Genomic DNA, 20,426 nt, shown 5'->3' on the forward strand with positions numbered 1-20,426 from the left:
TCGATTTCCCGCAGGGCGGCAGGTTCCGTGCCAGCAAGTTGATAGCGCACGCGCTGCGCCGCAGGGACAGCGCGCGCCCGCTGGCGGCACCGACGGGTCCAAATGCGGGGAAAAATGTACATGCAGCGCCGGAGCGCGCCTGTAAAAGCTGCGCGCCGCGCGCGGCGCACACCTTGCGCGGCGATGGCGCTCATCTTGCATGTCCGGTGCGCAACGACCCGTACGGACACCATTACGGAGACCGACATGCCCGAGCAGCCGCCGAAGCCGCCCATGCCACCCGCACCCCCGGACCGTCCCGCGCATGATGCGCCGCGCGCGCCGCGCCACGCGGGCAACCCCGAGGATGTGCGCAAGGGGCAGGTCACCAGTCCGCTGCCGCGCGAAGTCTTTCGCCAGCGTTTCCTCGAGCGCTTTACCGATCCCGCCTACCGGCAGGAGGATGAGGCGCTGGACCGGCTCGAGCGCATTGCGTGGGACGCCTATGCGCAAAGCCGCAAGGCGCCGCTGACGCACAAGGCGGGTGCGGGCTATGCCGACCCGGACTACGACCTCTCCGACGAATGGCGCGCCGCCAGCGAGGCGGTGCGCGTGGCGCAGCAGCGCCAGGCCGATCCGGCCACGCGCTCGCGCGTGCTGCTGGTGTGCGCGGCCTCGCGCAACGACTACACCTGCCCGGGCGAAATGTCGAAATCCTGGCGGCTGGCCGGGCGGGCGCGCGAGCGCCTGGAAGCGCAGGGCATCGAGGTCGACCTGCTCGACCTGAGCCATCTGACTTCCGACGCGCAACTGCATATCCATCCGTGCAAGGGCTGCGTATCCACCGCGATGCCGCTGTGCCACTGGCCGTGCAGCTGCTATCCCAACCATGCGCTGGGCCAGGTCAATGACTGGATGAACGAGATCTACCCACGCTGGGCCGCCTGCCACGGCGTGCTGATCGTCACGCCGGTGTACTGGTACCAGGTCAGCAGCCCGCTCAAGCTGATGATGGACCGGCTGGTCTGCGCCGATGGCGGCAACCCGGATCCCACCACCACGCACGGCAAGGACGTGACCCGGGCCAAGGCGATCGAGCTGTCGGGCTGGGACTATCCCAAGCACCTGGCCGGGCGCGCCTACGGGCTGGTGGTGCATGGCGACGTCGCCGGCATCGAAGGCGTGCGCCGCGCGCTGTCGGACTGGCTGGACTGGATGGGACTGATCGATGCCGGCGCCCAGGCGCGGCTGGACCGGTATATCGGCTACTACGAGCCTTATGCCACCAGCCACGTCGCGCTGGACCACGACACCAGCGTGCAGGGCGAAGTCGACAACGTGGCGCGTGCGCTCGCTTGCGCGGTCGAGCAGCTGCGCCATGGCCAGTTGCGCACCGCGGACCACGGCCTGGTGCCGCCGCGGCTGAAGTAGCGCAACGAGCCAAGATGGGAACCCAGGCAACAACGGAGGCAACGATGGATCGCAGAGACAACTGGCGCGGCCCGCCATGGCACGAAAGTGCCGTGCCCGAGGCCGATATGCGCAGCCACTACGTGGGCGCCTATGGCGTGTACGACTATGACCAGCCGGTCGACCCCGGCGAATTTGGCGGCGGCCGCGCTGCCGGCCGCGGGACCGGGGAATGGCGGCCGCACGAAACCGCGCCGAACCAGGCCCGCGGCATGGCCGATCCCTATCGTCAGTTCACCGGCTACAACGAGCGCATGGATCTCTACCGTAGCGGCAGCGAACACTGGCGGCCGGTCGGGCCGCGCAACTACCAGCGCAGCGACGAACGCATCCTGGAAGACCTGTGCGAGCAACTGACGCGCAGTGGCCGGCTGGACCTGAACGAGGTCGAGGTGCGGGTCGAGCAGGGCGTGGTGACGCTGGAGGGCAGCGTGCCGGATCGCCACCAGAAGTACCGTATCGAGGATATCGCCGACGAGGTGTTCGGCGTCAGGGACCTGGTCAACCACTTGCACGTGGCTCGGCCGGCAAGTGCGGAGGGCCACCCCGGCCACGGCATGCGCATGTATTGAGGGCGGCGCGGAGACCATGCCCATGCCCGGTTCCACGAAGGCGGACACCAACCCGCGCGGCAACGCCGTGGGCGCGGCCGACACCGCGCTGCAGGCCTCGCTGTGCGAGCGCTTGTGGGAGAGCGGCCTCGACGTCAGCGAGATCGCGCTGGACGTGGCGCAAGGCCGCATCACGCTGCGCGGCGCGATCGGCAGCGCCGCTGACCGCGACGCGATCGAAGCCTGCGTGCGCATGCATGCCGGCGGGCGCGAGGTCGTCAATCACATCGAGGTCGCGCCCGACCGCACCGGCGGCTGAGCTGCGCGTCCTGGCATGGCTTTCGCAACGGAGCCAGTTCCGGCCACTGCCGAACGCGGCCGGCCATCAGCGATGGATGAACGAGGAAGGAGACTGTCATGAGATACACCGCGATCCTTGCGCTGGCCGCGCTGCTCAGCGCCCCCGCGTGGGCCCAGACCACCACCACTCGCCCTGGCGCCGACACGCGCGCGCCGGGCACGTCGGCCTCGGATGTCATGCCAGGCCAGGGCGACACGCGCCGCGCCACCCCTGCAACGCCGGCCACACCCGCAACGCCGGGCGGTCCCGGCACCCGCGCCACACCGGCAACGCCTGCCACGCCGGCCAGCCCCGCCGTCAACGAGGGGCCGCAATCGCCGCAACGGTATGACTATCCGGCTTCGGAACCGAAGGCGCCGAAGAGCCGCAAATAACCGAGGCAAAATCACCGAGCCAGGAGCAGCCGGGCCGCGCCAGCGTTTCAGAGACCCGACGGCCAGGTCTCGGGCGCGCCCGGTGCCGGCGCCGCGGGCAGCGCCGGTACTGCGCTGCTGCGGTCGAACCACGCCAGCACGTCGAACTGCCGCGGCAGGATGGCGCGTGCATAGTGGCTCTGCAGTTCGGTTTCCGGGCGGTAGATCACGCCGATAAAGCGCTCCTGCCGCGCGGGCATCAGCAGTTCTCGTAATTCGGCGTGCACGGCGCTACCCTTGCCGTCGTCAACACCGTCCCCGCGCAAATCTGTCCACCCCTGCGCATGGCCGGCTGCGTGGAACAGGTGTTCGTAGCTGTCCGCCCGCGCGGGACGCACCTGCTTGATTTCCATCGGCCCGTCCCACGAGGTTGCCGCCGCGACGGTGCCGTCGTAGGTGCTGAAGCCGACCAGCGCGGCCGCGTCGCCGAAGGCCTCGCGGCAGAGCTGGCCGATATTCAGCTGGCCCTGGCTGGTGCCCATCTCGGTTTGCGACGCATCGCCGATATGCGAGTTGTGCGCCCACACCACCGCGCGCGATGCCGGCCCATGGGCGTGCAGCAACTGCTCCAGGGTCTCGAACATATGCGTGTCGCGCAGGTTCCAGCTGTCGTCGCTGCCGTGGTACATGACGCGGTAGTAGCGCTCGGCCGACGCCACCAGGCGCGCATTCTGCGCGGCGTCGAGGAAGTCCTCGTGCCCGTCGCGCGCGTAGGCGAGGCGCTTGTCGAGCAAGGCCTGAAGTTGTTCGACCACCGCGTCCTCGCAGTCTTCATGGGTGCCGTGCAGCACGGCGCGGCCGTAGCGCGCCGGGTCGCGCCGCCACGGTTCCAGGCAGCCATAGCGTTCGCGCGCAGCCTGCGCGGCGCGGGGATCGACGCCCTCCAGGTAAGCCAGCACCGCCGCCATCGAGGCGCCCAGGCTGTAGATATCGAGGCCGAAGAAGCCGGCGCGCCGGGCCGGCGCCAGCGCGGCATTGTGCGCGTGCAGCCAGCGGATAAAGCGCGCCACCTCTAGGTTGCGCCACATCCAGACCGGAAAGCGCGTAAAGGCGGCGCCAGGGGATTCGGCGGGGCGCGGCGGGCGCCCGCGCACATGGCGGTCCACCGCCGCGGCGTCAGGCCAGTCTGCCTCCACCGCGATGATGCCGAAGCCGTGCCGGGCCACCAGCTGCGCGGTCAGCGCGGCGCGGGCGTGGTAGAACTCGGCGGTACCGTGCGTGCTCTCGCCCAGCAGCACGACGCGATGATGGCCAAGCCGATCGGCGAGCGCCGCGGCAGCGTTGGCGAAGGAACCGGTGAACGGGCTCTCGGCCGCGTGGTCGATCGCCGGCCACGGCACGGTCGCGGCAGCGATGGCTGCCACGGCGTGCGGGTCGGCGCGGTGTTGTGGCATGGTGGCGCGGGGTGCCGGCAGCGTGCCGGCATCCTCAGCGTTGCGGCAAACAGCGCGGGTCAGCCGTGAATGGTGCGGGGATCGTGGCCGAAGCTGTTGCGCGAGCGGATCTGGCCGTCGCGGCCATGGATCAGCAATTCGACATGCTCGCGCTGGGCCTGCGAGGTGCCGGCGGCGACCGCCTCTTCCTGCGTGGCATGGTGCGATTCGGCGTAGCGTGCGCCTTCGTGGATGACGTCCCAGCCTTCGTCGTGCGGAACGACGTGTATGTTGCTGCCCATGTCGGGTCTCCTCGGATATCGGTCCTTTTATTGTGGTCGATCTGTGCGCGCTGTCTATCCGGCGGCGTCTGACAGGCGCGAAGCGCTTCCGGTTCCACTTTCCGATGGAAATCCCTGGTTATTTGTCCGGCCTCTTGTAAGCTGGACTTGGATCGCAATCAGAGGAGCGGACCATGCGTGCAAGATTTGCCAGGGGGCTGACGCAGTCGCCGGTGACCGTGGTGGCCCGGGCGTTCGACGGAGAAGCGGTGCGCACTCCCCAGGTGGGCGACCTGGTGACGGTGTATAGCCAGGACCAGGACACCGAATTCAATATCCGCCTGTGCGAGGCCGTCGAGCCCGGCCGCTGGCGCGGCGTGGTCTACGCCATCGGGCGCGGACAGGACGTGCTGGTCACCGCCGAGGGGCTGGAAATCGACGATGTGGTCGAGGTGATGCGGGAGGAAATCGCCTCCGTGATTCCCTGCGGCCGATCCCACTGAACGCCGCACCCGTGCGGGTGCGGACCATCCGGAATTGAGGTTTCCCGAGGCCTGGCTCACGCCGGCCGCGCGGGCTGTTTCGGCACGCCCAGCCACATGGCCAGGCCGCTTGCCAGCAGCAGCGCCGCCAGCAGGTAGAGCGCATGGTCGAGGCTGCCGGTGCGCATCTTGATCTGGCCGATTACCCACGGGCTGACGATGCCGCTGGTGATGCCGATGCTGCTGATGAAGGCGATCCCGGCTGCGCTGCCCGCGCCGGGCAGGTAGCCCGGCGGCAGCGCCCAGAACACCGGCAGCGCGGCAAAGATCAGCACCGCCGCCACCGACAGGATGGCCAGCATCGCGGCCAGCCCCGGCAGCGGCAAGGTCAGCGCCGCCAGCGCCAGCGCGCCGCCCGCGGTGCACAGCAGGAAATGGCGATGGCGCTCGCCGGTGCGGTCCGAGTGCCGCGCGATCAGGATCAGGCCGACCGCGCCCACCGCATTGGGCACCACCGAATACAGGCTCACCGACATCACGTCGGTCACGCCGAAATCGCGGATCATCAGCGGCATCCAGAAGCTGAGCGCGAGCGAGCCGCAGGTCAGCGAAAAATAGATAAAGGCGAACAGGTACACGCGCGGGTTGCGCAGCACCTGGCGCAGCGCGTGCAGCGAATGGCCGCCGCCCTGGGTATGCGCGGCGGTGTCGCGCAGCAGGTGGGCGCGCTCGCGCTCGCTCAGCCAGCCGGCCTGCTGCGGCCCGTCGACCAGCAGGCGCGCGGCCGCCAGCCCCAGCAGCACCGCGGGCGCGCCTTCGATCGCGAACATCCATTTCCAGCCCTGCAGCCCCAGCACGCCGGCCATGTCGCGCATGATCCAGCCGGACACCAGCCCGCCCAGCACGCCCGCCACCGCCACGCCGGCAAAGAAGATCGCCATCACCGCGGCACGCCGGCGCGCCGGGAACCAGTAGGTCAGGTACAGCACGATGCCGGGGAAGAAGCCGGCCTCGAACACGCCCAGCAGGAAGCGCAGCGCGTAGAACTGCGCCGGCGTCGACACCGCCATCATCGCCACCGACACGGTGCCCCACAGCACCATGATGCGGGTGAAGGTGCGGCGCGCGCCGAAGCGCGCCAGCAGCATGTTGCTCGGCACTTCGCACAGCACATAGCCGACGTAGAACACCGCCGCGCCAAGGCCGTACATGGCGTCGCTGAAGCCCAGGTCGTGCTTCATCTGCAGCTGCGCGAAGCCGATGTTGATGCGGTCCAGGAACGACACCACGTAGCAGACGAACAGGAAGGGAATGATGCGCAGCCAGACCTTGCGGTAAAGCGCATCCTCGTCACGCGCGGCGAGTGCTGCGGGGGTTGGCGCGGCCGGGGCGGAAGGCGCCAGGCTGGATAGGGACGAAAGCTCCCCTGAGACCGGATGGCTCATCGATGTTGTCTCCGTGCGGTGGTGGCTGCGGCGGCAGGCAGCCGGGCGGTTGCCGCCAGTGGGCCGCGTCTGGTGCGCGTTGGTCCCGGGATGGGTTGAAGGCCAGCGCGTGGCGCAGGCTTGGGCCGCGCCTGCGCCTGGCTATGCGGTCAGGCCGGCGCCGTGTCCGGGCTGGCGACGACGCCGGCGCGCGCTTCGGCCATCGCCGCCAGCAGCACATCGTGGTCGCCGATATGGTTGGCCAGCAGCAGGATCAGCTGCGCGTTGGCGGCCTGGCTCTGGGCCTCGTCGAGGTCGCGGTGCATCTCGATCAGCGCTTCGTAGAAGTCGTCGGGCCGCGCCAGGTTGGGTTGGGTGTTGAGCGAATTGGGCATGGCAATCTCCGTAGGGCAGGGCTGGCGTCCGGGCAATCAGGCGGCCATGCGGCCCGGCTGCGGCGCGCGCAGGTCGGCGCCGGTGGCGCGCGCCAGCGCGGCGCGGATCGCGGCGGGGTCGGGACGGTGCCAGCGTGCGCATACATGCTGGTCGGGTCGGACCAGGTAGCAGGTGCCGGGCGTGGCGCCGTAGCGTGCCGCCGCCAGGCCTTGGTCGTCGCGCAGCACGGTGGCGTGGGTGCAGGTCATGGCCGCTTGCGCGGCGTCGGTGACATAGACCAGCTGCAGCGGCGTGCCGGCCTGCTTCAGCGCGGCCAGGTCGGCCAGCGTGCCGGCATTGATGGCCTCAGGATTGCCGAACACCAGCAAGGTGAAATCACCGCCGAGGTGCGACAGCAGCCAGCCCGCGCCGTCAACGCCGGACACCGGCGCATCGCAGCAGACCGCACCAGGCACCAGGTTGCCGGCAGCATCGGGGGCGGCGTCTTCGGTATTCAGGGGCGAGCCGTGCAACACGGCCGGCACCGACAGCCTGCCGCTGTTGACCAGGGCGCGCGCGAACGCATGGCGCCTGGACAACGCCAGCACCGCGTCTCGGAACACGCGGCTGGCGGCGCTCTTGGGCGTGATGAAGTCGGTCGAGCGGGTGGAATTGCGGATGTTCTCGTCGGCGGCGAATTCGCGCTCGCTGGCGTAAGTGTCGAGCAGGCGGTCGCACGCGTGGCCCTGCAGCACGTAGGCCAGCTTCCACGCCAGGTTCTCGGCGTCCTGGACACCGCTGTTGGCACCGCGCGCGCCGAACGGCGAGACGCCGTGCGCGGCATCGCCGGCGAACAGGATATTGCCGTGGCGGAAGCTGTCCATGCGCTGGCAGGAGAAGGTGTAGACGCTGACCCACTCCAGCTCGAACTTCGCGTCCTTGCCCAGCAGCGCCTGCACCCGCGGGATCACGCGCTCGGGCGATTTTTCCAGCACCGGGTCGGCGTCCCAGCCCAGCTGGAAGTCGATGCGCCAGACATTGTCCGGCTGCCGGTGCAGCAGCACCGACTGGTGCGGATGGAAGGGCGGGTCGAACCAGAACCAGCGCTCGGCCGGGAACTCGGCTTCCATTTTGACATCGGCGATCAGGAAGCGGTCGCGGAAGGTGCGGCCCTTGCTGTCCAGGCCCAGCAGGGTGCGCATCGGGCTGCGCGAGCCGTCGGCGGCCACCACGTAGCGCGCGGCCAGCGGGTAGCAGCCGTCCGGGGTCTCGACGGTCAGCACCACGCCGGCGTCAGGCGCGCGGCGGCTTTCCACGCCGACCACCTTGTTGCGCCAGCGGATCTCGATATTGGGCAGCGCCTGCGCGCGCTCCAGCAGGTAGCCTTCGAGGTAGTACTGCTGCAGGTTGATGAAGGCCGGGCGCCGGTGGCCGCTCTCGGGCAGCAGGTCGAAGCTGTAGACCTGCTCGTCGCGCAGGAACACCCTGCCGACATGCCAGCGCACGCCCTTGTCGACCATACGCTCACCGCAGCCGAGGCGGTCGAAGATATCGAGCGTGCGCTTGGAAAAGCAGATCGCGCGCGAACCGGTGGACAGCGTGCAGTCGTCGTCCACCAGCACCACGGGCACGCCGCGTTGCGCCAGGTCGATGGCGGTGGCCAGCCCCACCGGGCCGGCGCCGACCACGACCACCGGATGCATTGCCGCGGGCGCGGCCTCAGCGGATTGCCCGGCGCGCTGCTGTTCCGCGCAGGGCTGGTAGGCGAACGTCAGCCGCTGGTAGTCGATGCTGTTCATGCTTGTGTCTCCTCCACCTGAAATATCTCTGTTGTGCGATGGCTTGCTGATATGCCGTCGTCAGTCCTGCAGCGCGGCCCACATCTCCTTGTCGCGCTGGGCGGTCCAGATGCGCGGGTGGCGCATGCCGCTGGCCTCGTCGTAGGCGCGCGAGACATCGAAGGGGAGGCAGTGCTCGTAGATAAAGACGTGGCCGAACTTCGGGTCCATGGCGCGGCGGGTGTGCGCCATCGCGGCCTTCAGGTCGAGCTTTTCCGCCACCGCTTCCTGGCCGGACTTGAACAGCGTGGTGACGAAGTCCTTGGTGTAGGCAATGCCCTTCTTCACTTCATCCGGCGTGGTCAGCGCAGGGCCGCGGCCGGGCACCAGCTTCTCGGGGTTCAGCGCCTGCAGCGCGTCGAGCGTGGCCGGCCATTCGGCCAGCTGCGCGTCGCCGCAGTAGCAGGCGGCGTCGTACTCGACCAGGTCGCCGGAGAACAGCACCTTCTGCTGCGGCAGCCACACCACGGTGTCGCCCTTGGTATGGCCCGAGCCCAGGTGGGCAATGCGCACTTCCAGCTGGCCCAGGAACAGGGTGATCTCCTTGTCGAACACCAGCGTCGGCCAGGTCAGGCCGGGCACCGTTTCCACGCCGGCGAACAGGCGCGGGAAGCGTTCGATCTCGGACTTCATGTCGGCCTCGCCGCGCTCGACGATCATCTCGTAGGTGCCGCGGCTGGCGATGATCTGCTGCGCGCCCTCGGCAAAGTACGCCGACGCGCCCAGCACGCGCACGGCGTGGTAGTGCGACAGCACCACGTACTTGATCGGCTTGTCGGTGATGGTGCGGATGCGCGCGATCAGGTCCTGCGCCATCGCCGGCGTGGCGGTGGTGTCGACGATCAGCACGCCGTCATCGCCGATCACCACGCCGGAGTTGGGATCGCCCTCGGCGGTATAGGCCCACGCGTTCTCGGACAGCTGGGTGAAGGTGATCTGCTTGGCTTCCAGGTCGGCCTGCGATGCGAATGCCTTGGACATGGCGTCTTTTCCTTTTGTGGGCAGGGCGGGACCGCGCGGGAATGGCCGCACGCGCATGCGGCGTGGCACTGGCTGTCTCGCCCCCGTTCGTATGGATTTCGGGATGTCGCACGGCTGGGTCTGCCGTGGCGCGACGGGGTAATGCCATCTTAGGAAAGGTCGTCGAATTAATCAATAGCGAAATGATTAGCCTATGACAAATAATCGAAGCGACGAACTTCGGCGGGATCGAGATGGGGGTAAACCCGCGTGCGGCGGGATCCGGGAGGCGTTCGATTAATATCCGGTTTTTCCGACCACACATGACGTTGATGGCCAGACCCAGGGCGGGGACAGCGGTAACGCCGGCGAGCGCACCGGCGGCGCGTGCCGACAAGGCGCAGCGCGGCATCCAGAGCGTGGAGGTGGGCGCGCGCCTGCTCGCGGCGCTGGCCGCGGCGCGCGTGCCGATGCCGCTGGCGGCGCTGGCCGACGCGGCGCAGCTGGCGCCGGCGCAGGCGCATGCCTATCTGGTCAGCCTGGCGCGGCTGGGCCTGATCAAGCGCGACCACCTGTCCGGCCGCTACGAGCCCGGACCGCTGTCGCTGCGCCTGGGCCTGCTGCACCTGGAGCAGGACGCCGCCTGGCGCGCCGCGCTGCCGCGCGCGGACGCGCTGGCGCAGGCGCTGGGCTGCAGCGTGGCGATCTGCCTGGCCGGGCCGCAGGGGCCGACCATCGTGCGCTATGTGCCGGCCACCGCGCCGCTGCACGTCAACCTGCACGTGGGCACGGTCATGGCGCTGGCAGCCACCGCCACCGGCCGCGTGTTCTGCGCCTTCCAGCCGCCGGCGCAGTGGCAGCCGTTATGGCAGGCGCAGCAACCGGAAGCCACCGCGGCGGACCTGGCCGCGTTCGGCGCCAGGCTGGCGGAAATCCGCGCACGCGGCATCGAGCGCAGCATCGATGCGCCCAGCCCGGCCGTCAGCAGCCTCAGCGTGCCGGTGCTCGACGGCGCCGGCGCGCTGCGGCTGGTGCTGACGCTGGTGGGATCGACCGGTGCCATCGACGTCGACTGGCACGGCGCGGCGGCGCGGGCGCTGCTTTCCGCGGGCGCGGAGATCGGCGCGGCGCTGCGCGAACCGGACGGTGAACAGGCATGAACGGCATGAGCGACGTGAGCGAAACCCCGCAGGACCTCGACGGCGGCAAGCCGCAGCGCGGCATCCAGTCGCTCGACAGCACCGGCCAGTTGCTGGGCGCGTTGGTGGCCGCCGGACGGCCGCTGCCGCTGCGCGACCTGGCGCTGGCCGCGGGCATGCCGGCGGCCAAGGCCTTTCCGCACCTGGTCAGCTTGCAGAAGACCGGGCTGCTGGCGCGCGATGCCGCCGGCAACTACCAGTGCGGACCGCTGGCGCTGGAACTGGGACTGATCGCGCTGCAGCGGCTGTCGCCGACGCGCGAGGCCGAACCGGAGGTGATCGAGCTGGCCGGGACCACGGGCCTGAGCGTGGCGATGGCGGTGCTGGGGCCGCTGGGGCCCACCGTGGTGCGGCTGGAAGAATCGGCGCGGCCGCAGCATGTCAGCCTGCGCGTGGGCACGGTGCTGTCGCTGGTCCACACCGCCATCGGCCGCACCGTGGCGGCGCACCTGCCGGCCAACGTGCTCGCGGGCCTGCTGCGGAACGATGCGCTACGCATGGCGGGCGCTCCCGCCGAGCAGGTGCTCGGGCCCGGCGGCAAGCTGGCGCCGGGCTACGCCGCGCGGCTGGCGCAGGTGCGCGCGGCGCGCATCGACAATGCGCTGAGCCACCCCGTGCCGGGCATCGACACGCTGGCGGCGCCGGTGTTCGACCACACCGGCAGCCTGGCGCTGGTGATCGCGGTGATGGGTTCCAGCGGCAGCTTCGACAGCGGCACCGAAGGCGCCACCGCCGCGCTGGTGCGGCAGGCGGCGGCGCGGCTGTCGTGGCGCTTCGGCGCACCCGAGGCCGCCTGACGCCGCCTGAGGCCGCCCCAGGCCGCATCACGCCAACGGGTCAGTTGTCCAGCTTGATATTGGCGGACTTGATCAGGCCGTCCCACTTCTCGTATTGCGCGCGGATATAGCTGCCGAACTGCGCCGGCGTGGCGGGGAAGGGCACCGTGCCCTGGCTGGCCAGCCTGGCCGCCAGGTCCGGCTGCCTGAGCGCGGCCACGATCTCGCCGTTGAGGCGGTCGATCACGGCCTTGGGCGTTCCCGCCGGGGCCGCCACGCCAAACCATGCGGTCAGCTCGTAGCCGGGCACGCCGGCGGCGGCCAGCGTCGGCACGCCGGGCAACTGTTCGGACGGCTTCTGCGTGGTCACCGCCAGCGCGCGCACGCGCTTGTCGCGGATATACGGCAGCGCCGTGGAGACGCTGTCGAACATCATGGTGATGCGCCCGCCGATCAGGTCGGTCATCGACGCGGCGCTGCCCTTGTACGGAATATGCGTGATATCGACACCGGCCATGTGCGTGAACAGCTCGCCCGCCAGGTGCGACGACGAGCCGTTGCCGAACGAGCCGTAGGTCAGCTTGGCCGGCTCCTTGCGCGCCAGCGCCAGCAGTTCCGGCACGGTGCGCGCCGGCACGCTGGGATGCACCACCAGCACGTTGGGCAGGTAGGCCACCGACGCCACCGGCGCGAAGTCCCTGAGCGGGTCGTAGCCGGGCTTGTCATAGAGGCTCTTGTTCACCGCCAGCGAGCCGAAGGTGCCGAACAGCAGCGTGTAGCCGTCGGCCGGGGCCCGCGCCACGGCGATCGCCGCCAGGTTGCCGCCCGCACCGGGGCGGTTGTCGATCACCACCGGCTGCTGCAGCCGCGCCGACAGCGCGTTGCCGATCTCGCGCGCCAGCAGGTCGGTGGCGCCGCCCGGCGGGAACGGCACCACCAGCCGCACCGGCTTGTCGGGGTAGTCCGCCAGCGCGGTGCCGGCGGCCGTGGCCGCGCATGCAAACAGCAGCCCCATGGCCGCACGCCTGATCCAACCCTGCATCGCTGTCTCCTTTCCTTGGTCTGTTGCGATGGAACGGGCGTCAGTGTGTCGCAGCGGCGGCGCGCGCGGGTTCGGGATTGGCGAAGGTCGGGTTCGGCCGGATGCGGTGCCGCTCAGTCGGGCTGGCGCAGGCGCGCGATGGTGCCGAACAGGGTTTCCAGTTCCACCGGCTTGACCAGGTGCGCATCGAAGCCGGCGGCCTCGGTATGCTGCCGGTCCGCCGGCTGGCCGAAGCCGGTCAGCGCGACGTAACGAGTGGATTCGGTGCCCGCCACGCCGCGCATGGCCCGCACCACCTCGAAGCCATCCATGCCCGGCATAGCCAGGTCGATCAGCGCGATATGCGGGCGGCAGCGCGGCGCCACGTGCAGGGCTTCGGAGCCGTCGTAGGCGATGGTTACCTCGTGGCCGCACATCTCGAGCAGCATCGCCAGGCTGTCGGCGGCGTCGCGGTTGTCGTCGACCAGCAGGATGCGCTGCACCTGCAGGTCGGCCTTGTCATGGCCGGCGGCAGGCAGGGCGGCGCGGTGCACCTCGTCGGAGGGGCGCGCGGCCGGCAGCGGCAGCCGTACCGTGAAGGTGCTGCCCAGCCCCGGCCCGGCGCTGGTGGCCGCGATGGTGCCGCCGTGCAACTCCACCAGCGAGCGGCACAGCGACAGGCCGATGCCGAGTCCGCCCTGCACATCGGTGCCCGGCCGGCTTTCCTGCACGAACAGCTGGAAGATGTCCTCGAGCGCATGCGGCGAGATGCCGCGGCCCTGGTCGGTCACCCGCAGCTCAAGGGTACGGTTCTGCACCGCCGCGGCAATCGTCACCACCGAGCCGGGCGGTGAAAACTTCGACGCATTGAGCACCAGGTTCTGCAGCACCTGCACCAGCCGGGTCTTGTCGGCATCCATGCGGATCGCGCCGGGCGTGCCCTGCACGTCGACGCGCTGCGACTTGGCATCGAGCGCCGGGCGCGCGCCCTCGATCGCCAGCCCAATGATCTCGTCGAGTTCCACCGGTCCGGTGCGCAGTTCGATCCGGCCGGAGGTGATGCGCCCGATATCGAGCAGGTCGTCGACGAGCCGGCTCAGGTGCGTCACCTGGCGCTCGATCAGGGCCAGGCTCTGATTGGCCAGCGCGCCGTCGCCGGGGGCGAGCCGCATCGCGGTCAGCGCGCTGCGCACCGGCGCCAGCGGATTGCGCAGCTCATGCGAAAGCGTGGCCAGGAATTCGTTCAGCCGCTGGCTGGAGCGTTCCAGTTCCTCGCGGCGGCGGCGTTCGCTCATGTCGCGCGTCACCTTGGCAAAGCCGCGCAGCGCGCGCGAATCGTCGTAGACGGCGGTCAGCGTGACATTGGCCCAGAACAGCGAGCCGTCCTTGCGCACGCGCCAGCCCTCGTCCTCGATGCGCCCGGCGCGCCGGGCCAGGTCCAGGTGCCGCGCCGGCTTGCCCGCGGCGATGTCCTCCTGCGGATAGAACAGCGAAAAATGGCGGCCGATGATCTCGTCGCGGCGGTAGCCCTTGATATAGGACGCGCCGGAATTCCAGCTGACGATATGACCACCGGGGTCGAGCATGAAGATCGCGTAGTCCTTGACCCCCTCCACCAGCAGGCGCAGCGATTCCTCGCTCTGGCGCAGCGCCTCGGCGGCGCGGCGCTGTTCGGTCAGGTCGCGCGTGACCTTGCCGAAGCCGATCAGCCGGCCGTCGGGGTCGCGCAGGGCGGTGATGACGACGTTGGCCCAGAAGCGGCTGCCGTCCTTGCGCACGCGCCAGCCCTCGTCCTCGAAGCGGCCAAGTTCGGCGGCCGCCTTGAGCTCGGCGTCGGGCCAGCGCCGGGCTACCGCGTCGGGCGTATAGAAGTGCGAGAAATGCTTGCCCAGGATCTCCTCGCGCCGGTAGCCCTTGATGCGCGCCGCGCCCTTGTTCCAGCTGGAGACATGGCCACCCACGTCGAGCGTGAAGATGGCGTAGTCCTGCACGGCTTCCACCAGCGTCCGGTAGGGGGTGTCGGCGTTCGGATAGTCGGGGCCACTGGCCTCGGGGCTGCTGGCGTTGCCGGCAAGGGGCTGTGGATCGTCGGGGGGGCGTCTTGTCATGGAATGGGTTGGGGCGACGTGCCGGCGCTGCCGGCGCATCCAATCCTGATGGTCCGGTAAGGATACGCCTGCTTGCGCTTCGCTGGCAGCCGCCTGCGCGGCCAAGTGCAGCACGGACTGCAGCACGGACGTCCCGGCGGGCCGGCGCGCGACAAGTCGGACGCTTCCGTGCCGGGAATCGGAATGTACGGATTGTCTGGCCAGGAGGGCTCCATAGAATGGACGCACGAGGTTCTCAAGGTCTCACAGCCCACAGCGCCGATGACACAGTCCGACGATCGCCAGCCGCAGCGCGAAGCCATGCCGTGCAGCACGTGTTGCCAGATGGCCGGCGCCTGCCCTGACTGCGCACCGGCCGGCCAGGCCCGCGGCGCGCCGGGCGCACCGGGCATTGAAGTGGCGCAACGCATGGTGCGCCTGCGCAAGGGCGAATTCCTGTACCTGATGGGAGACCCGGTGACATCGGTCTATGCCATTCGCGTCGGCACCATCAAGACCCATGTCACTACCGAGGACGGGCGCACCCAGGTGCTCGCCTTCCACTTTCCCGGCGACATGGTGGGGCTGGACAGCCTGGTGCGCCCGCACTATGCGTCGTACGCCACCGCGCTGGAAGACACCAAGCTGTGCCTGTTCACCGTAGACGCGCTGCGCCTGGCCGCGGCCACGCTCGCGCCGCTCGGCCGGCAGCTGCTGCTGGCGCTGGACGGCCAGCTGCAGCGCGCGCGGGCGGTGCAGACCATGCTGGCGCTGATGACCGCCGAAGAGCGCCTGGTGACGTTCCTGCTGTGGCTGGCGGACGGCTTTGCGCTGCGCGGCTTTTCATCGTCGGCCTTTGTACTGCGCATGAGCCGCGAGGAAATCGGCAGCTATATCGGCCTGACCCTGGAAACGGTCAGCCGGCAGTTCTCGCGGCTGGCCGAAGTTGGATTGATCACGGTACGGCACCGCACCATCACGCTGCTCGACAAGGCCGCGCTGCGGGCCATTGCCGCGCGCCCGATGATCCTCGCCCATGCGCCCGCGCCGCGCTTGCGCAGGGCCGGCGACGCAACCGCACCCGCGCGAGGCTGACATGGAACCGGCCAGGACACCCGCAGCAAGCGATCCCGACACGCGCCGGGAAACGGACGCCGAGCGCCTGCGCCAGATCGAGGCGCTGAACCTGTCCTACCTGCTGCTGGTACAGCGGCTGATGCGCGAGAACGAGGCCGAGGCGTTGTTCCGGCTCGGCCTCGGGCGCGAGATGGGCCGCCTGCTGGCATCGCTGACGCCGGCGCAGACCATCGCGCTGGCGCGGTCCAGCGTGATGCTGTACCGCTTCCGGCTGGATGACATCGTGCTGGTGGCCGCACTGACCGGGGCCGAGCCGGCGCACGCCTTGCACGGCATGCATGCCGCGATCGTGATGGCATCGCGGCGGGATTGAGACACGACTTCTGGAATCGGAGGGTATATGACGGGCAATGCGATCACGCATGTCGATCTGAAGCGCACCACCATGGCCGCCGACCGCCGCGGCGGCTGGCGGCCCGCGATCGACCGCACCGAAATCGCCGGCACGCTGCAGATGCAGGACATCGTCCAGGCTCTCGGCGCCGAGGCCGCCGAGCAGCGCTGCATCGAAGCCGGCCTGGAAACGCTGGCGATGGCGGGGCACCCGCCGGTGCGGGCGGTGGTCTCGGTAGGCCATGGCCGGCAGCCGGCGCTGGACTTCCACGTCGATGCGGACATCAAGACGTGCGTCGCGCTCGACCGCACCCTGCAGCAAGCCATCGCCAGCCGCTTCACCAGCGTGCTGCCGCCCGGTCTGGCGGTATCGGTGCTGCCGCTGGACATCTATGTGCGCGAATGCGGCGGGCAGGACCACGGGCCCGAGGCGCAGGCCTGGGGCGCGTGCGCGCGCGAGCTGCTGTCAGGCGGCGAGATGCAGCAGCGGCTGGCGGTGGTATGCGCCTATCTGTCGGTGTTGCAGGATGCGCAAAGCCTTGCCGAGCGGCTTGGCTACCTGCAGCAGAACCTGCTCGACCAGGGCCAGGAGGCGCTGTCCTGGCGCCTGCGGCGGCACCGCAGCGTCGAGGGACGCGCGCTGGCGCAGGTGCTGGAGGGGCTGGCCCGCGCCGCGGACGGCGCGCTGTATGAGTCCGGCACCCGCTACAGCCGGGAGCGGGCCAGCTTCCGGGTCGAACAGATGCAGCAGCTGCATGACCAGATCGCGCGCTTTCGGGACAGCTGCCGGCTGGCGCCGCCACAGTCCGGGCCCCGGCACGCCGCAGACACGGCGGGCTGAGGGCGCGCCAGGTCAGATGCCGGCCATGCAGGTGTACTTGATCACCAGGTAGTCGTCGATGCCGTAATGCGAGCCCTCGCGGCCCACGCCGGATTGCTTGACGCCGCCGAACGGCGCCACCTCGTTCGAGATCAGGCCCGTATTGACGCCGACCATGCCGTATTCCAGCCGTTCCGAGACGCGCCAGACCCGGCCCAGGTCGCGCGCGTAGAAATAGCTCGCCAGGCCGAACTCGGTGTCGTTGGCCATCGCGACCACGTCGTCCTCGGTGTCGAAGCGGAACAGCGGCGCGAGCGGGCCGAAGGTTTCCTCGCGCGCCACCAGCATGCCGGGCGCGACGTCGGCCAGCACCGTCGGCTGGAAGAAGGAGTGCCCGAGCGCGTGACGCTGGCCGCCTTGCAACACGCGGGCACCCTTGCCGAGCGCATCGGCGATATGCTCCTCGACCTTGGCCACGGCCTTGTCGTCGATCAGCGGGCCGATGCGCACGCCGTCGTCCATGCCGTTGCCCACCTTCAGCGCCGCCACCGCGGCCACCAGCTTCTGCGCAAACGCCTCATACACGCCGGATTGCACGTAGATGCGGTTGGCGCAGACGCAGGTCTGACCGGCATTGCGGTACTTGGAAACGATCGCGCCTTCGACGGCGGCGTCGAGGTCGGCATCGTCGAACACGATAAAGGGCGCATTGCCGCCCAGTTCCATCGACACCTTCTTGATGGTGGCGGCGGTCTGCGCCATCAGCACGCGGCCGACTTCGGTCGAGCCGGTGAAAGTCAGCTTGCGCACCAGCGCATTGCTGCTCATCTCGCCGCCGATCGCGCTGGCCGAGCCGGTCACTACCGACAGCACGCCGGCGGGGATGCCGGCACGCTCGGCCAGGGCCACCAGCGCCAGTGCCGTCAGCGGTGTCTGCGAGGCGGGTTTGACCACCATGGTGCAGCCGACCGCCAGCGCCGGGCCGGCCTTGCGGGTGATCATCGCGGCGGGGAAGTTCCACGGCGTGATCGCGGCACAGACCCCGACCGGTTCCTTGGTCACGACGATGCGCTGGTTGCTGACCGGGGCGGGAATGGTATCGCCATAGACCCGCTTGCCTTCCTCGGCAAACCACTCGATGAACGAGGCCGCGTAGGCGATCTCGCCGCGCGCCTCGGCGATCGGCTTGCCTTGCTCCGCGGTCATGATGCGGGCCAGGTCTTCCTGGTTCGCCATGATCAGCTCGAACCATTTGCGCAGCAGCGCCGAGCGTTCCTTGGCGGTGCGGGCGCGCCACGCCGGCAGCGCGCGGTTGGCGGCCTCGATGGCCTGGCGGGTCTCTTCGGCGCCCAGTTGCGGCACCTTGCCGACGCGCTCGCCGGTGGCGGGATTGGTCACGTCGATGTGGCGCTCGCCATCGATCCAGCGGCCGTCGATCAAGCACTGCTGCCGCAGCAGCGAGGAATCCTGGAGGTTCAGCATGGTTGTCTCGGTGTACGCCGGCAGTGGCGCCGGGTCTTTGTCGTTGGGCCGGAGACAACGATTGTAATCCCGCTACCCGGGGGTGGTCCCGGACGGTGCCTTGGCGGGCGGCGCCTCGATGCCCCAGTCGCCGCATTCGAGCCAGTCGTCGCCGAGCAGTTCGACCGGATGCTGGGTGCGGCTGGAGCCGTTGCCGCAGCGCATCGAGTCGACCGGGCAGTATTGGTCGCAGCCCCAGCAGATGCGCTCGGGATGGCTGGGATGGATGGGAAATTTCTTGGCCATGATGGCCCATTATGTCGACGCTTCCGGATCCCGGACTTGTGCGGGATCAAGGCGGCACCAACAGCGCTGTGACGCCGGGCCAGCATCAACGCCAGCCGTCGGCGTCGAGGCGCGTCCAGCGGTCCGGCGCTTCTTCGTCATCGGACGCAAGCAGCAGAGTCTGGCCGCAGCTGGCGCAGCGGTACACGAACGCATTCTGTCCGCTCGCCATGCGCAGCGTCGCCGAGATCGCCAGTTGCGGATGCGGCGGCACATGGCCGGGGCGGTCCAGTTGCGACTCGCACAGGTCGCATAGAGACATGGTGGTTTCCTCCGCGCGAATGGCTGCGCCTGTAATGCTGTGGTGCAGCATTCGCTGTTTCAGTATAGCGGTGCAGCTCCGATGCGACAGGTGCGCGAACGCACGCTACTCGCCAAGGAACTCGGCCACCACTTCCATGCCTTCGATGTGATCCGCCACCACCTTGGCGATGGTGATCAGCGGTATCGCGAGCAGCATCCCCCACACCCCCCACAGCCAGGTGAACAGCAGCAGCGCCACGAATACCGCGACCGCATTCATGCGCGCCATGCGGCCTGTCATCCACGTGGTGATGACCGAACCGATCAGCGTGGCGATCAGCAGCGAGCCGCCCGCCGCGGCGGCCGCCATGCCCAGCGTGCCGAACTGCATGAAGGTGACCATGCCCAGGCACAGCGCGATTGCCAGCGCGCCGAAGTAGGGCACCAGGTGCAGCGCTGCCGCCGCGATCGACCAGCTGCCGGCATTGTCGACTCCAAGCCATTTCAGCAGCAGCCAGGTGCACACGCCCAGGCCGGCGTTGGTCACCAGCAGCATCCCCATGTAGCGGCGGATCGAGCGGTTGACCTCGTCCAGCATGTGCACGCTGATCTTCTTCTCCGAGATGGTGGTGCCGACCATCTTGATGAACTTGCGCTTGAAGGTGTCGCCGGCAAGCATCAGGAAATACAGCAGGAACACCACCACCACCGCCTGCGCGGCCATGGTGAAGATGCTGACCGAGCCGGCCAGCAGCATGTTGTTGATCTGGCCAGCCGACTGCTCCACGACAACGTGGGTGCCGCGCGCCGGCGGCGGCTGGCCGGTGCCGCTGAGCACGGTGGCGGCGCGGCGTATCTTCTGCCACATCGAGTCGTCGCCGCTGAGCAGAGCGCCGACGGACCGCGACAGTTTGCTGGCCATCTCCGGCAGGCTGTTGACCATCGATTCGACTTGCCCCTGCAGCAGGTAGGCGCCGCTGAGCAGGGCGGCGAGCAGCGCCAGCAGCACGATGGTGCTGGCCAGCGAGCGCGGCAGCCCCAGCCGCTGCAGCGCGCACACCAGCGGGTCGAGCAGGTAGGCCATCACCACCGCGATCACCACCGGCACCAGGAAGTCGCGCGCCACGTGCACGGCGTACAGCGAGAACAGCACCGCCAGCACCATCAGCGCGGTGCTGGCGCGATGCAGCGCGCCGGCAACTGCGGCATCGGTCAGCAGCGCGGGCACTGGCGTGGACGGATCCGCGGGGGCGCCTGCAGGGCGGCCATCGTCGGTCAGTTGCGGGACGGGCTGCGCTGGCGGCAGCCCCGGGGCAGTGGGATCGGGAACGGTCGACATAGCCAGGCGCTTCGGCAAAAGGCCTGGCGCTACCCTCGAAGATAGCTTGCTGGCAGGCGATGGCTGTCGGACGGCGCCGCCTGCCGGTGTCAGACAAGCGCGGCAGCGCGCAAGCATGCGCCGCGCAAACGACACCGCCCGGCGGCCGGCATGGCGCT

At 69.5% G+C, this 20,426-nt stretch carries 22 protein-coding genes; 10 read left to right on the plus strand and 12 right to left on the minus strand.

Annotation, left to right across the window (positions count from 1 at the left end; translation table 11 throughout):
- Positions 1–246 precede the first annotated feature (246 nt).
- From C7416_RS04625 to C7416_RS04640, 4 genes are all read left to right on the plus strand, one after another.
- A complete protein-coding gene (locus tag C7416_RS04625) occupies positions 247–1,410 on the plus strand; it encodes a flavodoxin family protein (RefSeq protein ID WP_240988288.1) in 1,164 nt (387 codons plus the stop codon).
- Positions 1,411–1,454: 44 nt separating this feature from the next.
- Entirely contained in the window at positions 1,455–2,021 is a 567-nt protein-coding gene (locus tag C7416_RS04630) for a BON domain-containing protein (protein WP_111517317.1), read from the plus strand.
- A gap of 22 nt (positions 2,022–2,043) precedes the next feature.
- Positions 2,044–2,319, plus strand: a complete 276-nt coding sequence (locus C7416_RS04635) for a BON domain-containing protein (RefSeq protein ID WP_111517318.1) — start codon at positions 2,044–2,046, stop codon at positions 2,317–2,319.
- Positions 2,320–2,417: 98 nt separating this feature from the next.
- Positions 2,418–2,735 carry a hypothetical protein gene (locus C7416_RS04640; protein ID WP_062803001.1) on the plus strand — a complete coding sequence of 106 codons (318 nt, stop codon included), beginning with the start codon at positions 2,418–2,420 and terminating at the stop codon, positions 2,733–2,735.
- A 47-nt stretch (positions 2,736–2,782) separates the two neighbouring features.
- Here the strand turns inward: C7416_RS04640 and C7416_RS04645 are convergent, their stop codons facing one another.
- Entirely contained in the window at positions 2,783–4,168 is a 1,386-nt protein-coding gene (locus C7416_RS04645; RefSeq protein WP_111517319.1) for an erythromycin esterase family protein, read from the minus strand.
- 59 nt (positions 4,169–4,227) lie between these two features.
- Positions 4,228–4,449: a DUF2188 domain-containing protein gene (locus C7416_RS04650; RefSeq protein ID WP_018007233.1), complete on the minus strand. Its 222-nt coding sequence runs from the start codon at positions 4,447–4,449 to the stop codon at positions 4,228–4,230.
- 173 nt (positions 4,450–4,622) lie between these two features.
- Here C7416_RS04650 and C7416_RS04655 point away from each other — a divergent pair, with 173 nt between their 5' ends.
- Positions 4,623–4,931 carry a hypothetical protein gene (locus tag C7416_RS04655; RefSeq protein ID WP_010814535.1) on the plus strand — a complete coding sequence of 103 codons (309 nt, stop codon included), beginning with the start codon at positions 4,623–4,625 and terminating at the stop codon, positions 4,929–4,931.
- A gap of 56 nt (positions 4,932–4,987) precedes the next feature.
- Here the strand turns inward: C7416_RS04655 and C7416_RS04660 are convergent, their stop codons facing one another.
- The 4 genes from C7416_RS04660 to C7416_RS04675 all read right to left on the minus strand — a co-directional run bounded on the left by C7416_RS04660 (position 4,988) and on the right by C7416_RS04675 (position 9,528).
- On the minus strand, positions 4,988–6,355 hold the full coding sequence (locus C7416_RS04660; protein WP_111517320.1) for an MFS transporter: 1,368 nt from the start codon (positions 6,353–6,355) through the stop codon (positions 4,988–4,990).
- A gap of 149 nt (positions 6,356–6,504) precedes the next feature.
- Complete coding sequence (locus C7416_RS04665) at positions 6,505–6,729, minus strand: DUF2783 domain-containing protein (protein WP_111517321.1); 225 nt, start codon at positions 6,727–6,729, stop codon at positions 6,505–6,507.
- A 36-nt stretch (positions 6,730–6,765) separates the two neighbouring features.
- On the minus strand, positions 6,766–8,508 hold the full coding sequence (locus tag C7416_RS04670; RefSeq protein ID WP_111517322.1) for an FAD-dependent oxidoreductase: 1,743 nt from the start codon (positions 8,506–8,508) through the stop codon (positions 6,766–6,768).
- A 60-nt stretch (positions 8,509–8,568) separates the two neighbouring features.
- A complete protein-coding gene (locus tag C7416_RS04675; protein ID WP_111517323.1) occupies positions 8,569–9,528 on the minus strand; it encodes an MBL fold metallo-hydrolase in 960 nt (319 codons plus the stop codon).
- 311 nt (positions 9,529–9,839) lie between these two features.
- Here C7416_RS04675 and C7416_RS04680 point away from each other — a divergent pair, with 311 nt between their 5' ends.
- Entirely contained in the window at positions 9,840–10,667 is an 828-nt protein-coding gene (locus C7416_RS04680) for an IclR family transcriptional regulator (RefSeq protein ID WP_111517505.1), read from the plus strand.
- Positions 10,668–10,672: 5 nt separating this feature from the next.
- Positions 10,673–11,503 (plus strand): IclR family transcriptional regulator, encoded by an 831-nt coding sequence (locus C7416_RS04685; protein ID WP_111517506.1) that lies wholly within the window; start codon positions 10,673–10,675, stop codon positions 11,501–11,503.
- A gap of 40 nt (positions 11,504–11,543) precedes the next feature.
- Here C7416_RS04685 and C7416_RS04690 read toward each other — a convergent pair whose 3' ends face one another.
- Positions 11,544–12,524: a Bug family tripartite tricarboxylate transporter substrate binding protein gene (locus C7416_RS04690; protein ID WP_111517324.1), complete on the minus strand. Its 981-nt coding sequence runs from the start codon at positions 12,522–12,524 to the stop codon at positions 11,544–11,546.
- 113 nt (positions 12,525–12,637) lie between these two features.
- Complete coding sequence (locus C7416_RS04695) at positions 12,638–14,611, minus strand: PAS domain-containing hybrid sensor histidine kinase/response regulator (RefSeq protein ID WP_111517325.1); 1,974 nt, start codon at positions 14,609–14,611, stop codon at positions 12,638–12,640.
- A 261-nt stretch (positions 14,612–14,872) separates the two neighbouring features.
- Here C7416_RS04695 and C7416_RS04700 point away from each other — a divergent pair, with 261 nt between their 5' ends.
- From C7416_RS04700 to C7416_RS04710, 3 genes are read left to right on the plus strand one after another with little or no spacing between them, the layout of a single operon-like run.
- Positions 14,873–15,685: a Crp/Fnr family transcriptional regulator gene (locus tag C7416_RS04700; RefSeq protein WP_111517326.1), complete on the plus strand. Its 813-nt coding sequence runs from the start codon at positions 14,873–14,875 to the stop codon at positions 15,683–15,685.
- A gap of 1 nt (position 15,686) precedes the next feature.
- Entirely contained in the window at positions 15,687–16,040 is a 354-nt protein-coding gene (flhD, locus tag C7416_RS04705) for a flagellar transcriptional regulator FlhD (RefSeq protein WP_111517327.1), read from the plus strand.
- 27 nt (positions 16,041–16,067) lie between these two features.
- A complete protein-coding gene (locus tag C7416_RS04710; RefSeq protein WP_111517328.1) occupies positions 16,068–16,901 on the plus strand; it encodes a hypothetical protein in 834 nt (277 codons plus the stop codon).
- A gap of 12 nt (positions 16,902–16,913) precedes the next feature.
- Here the strand turns inward: C7416_RS04710 and gabD are convergent, their stop codons facing one another.
- The 4 genes from gabD to C7416_RS04730 form a co-directional block, all read right to left on the minus strand.
- The gene (gene gabD, locus C7416_RS04715) at positions 16,914–18,362 is read right to left on the minus strand and encodes an NADP-dependent succinate-semialdehyde dehydrogenase (RefSeq protein ID WP_111517329.1); all 1,449 of its coding nucleotides are present in this window, start codon (positions 18,360–18,362) and stop codon (positions 16,914–16,916) included.
- A 72-nt stretch (positions 18,363–18,434) separates the two neighbouring features.
- Positions 18,435–18,647, minus strand: coding sequence for a DUF3079 domain-containing protein (locus C7416_RS04720; protein WP_111517330.1), 213 nt, complete (start codon positions 18,645–18,647; stop codon positions 18,435–18,437).
- 85 nt (positions 18,648–18,732) lie between these two features.
- Positions 18,733–18,948, minus strand: coding sequence for a hypothetical protein (locus C7416_RS04725; protein ID WP_111517507.1), 216 nt, complete (start codon positions 18,946–18,948; stop codon positions 18,733–18,735).
- A gap of 105 nt (positions 18,949–19,053) precedes the next feature.
- Positions 19,054–20,268 carry an AI-2E family transporter gene (locus C7416_RS04730; RefSeq protein ID WP_111517331.1) on the minus strand — a complete coding sequence of 405 codons (1,215 nt, stop codon included), beginning with the start codon at positions 20,266–20,268 and terminating at the stop codon, positions 19,054–19,056.
- Positions 20,269–20,426 lie beyond the last annotated feature (158 nt).

The organism is Cupriavidus phytorum (assembly GCF_003254285.1).
In the GTDB taxonomy this organism is placed as follows: Bacteria; Pseudomonadota; Gammaproteobacteria; order Burkholderiales; family Burkholderiaceae; genus Cupriavidus; species Cupriavidus phytorum.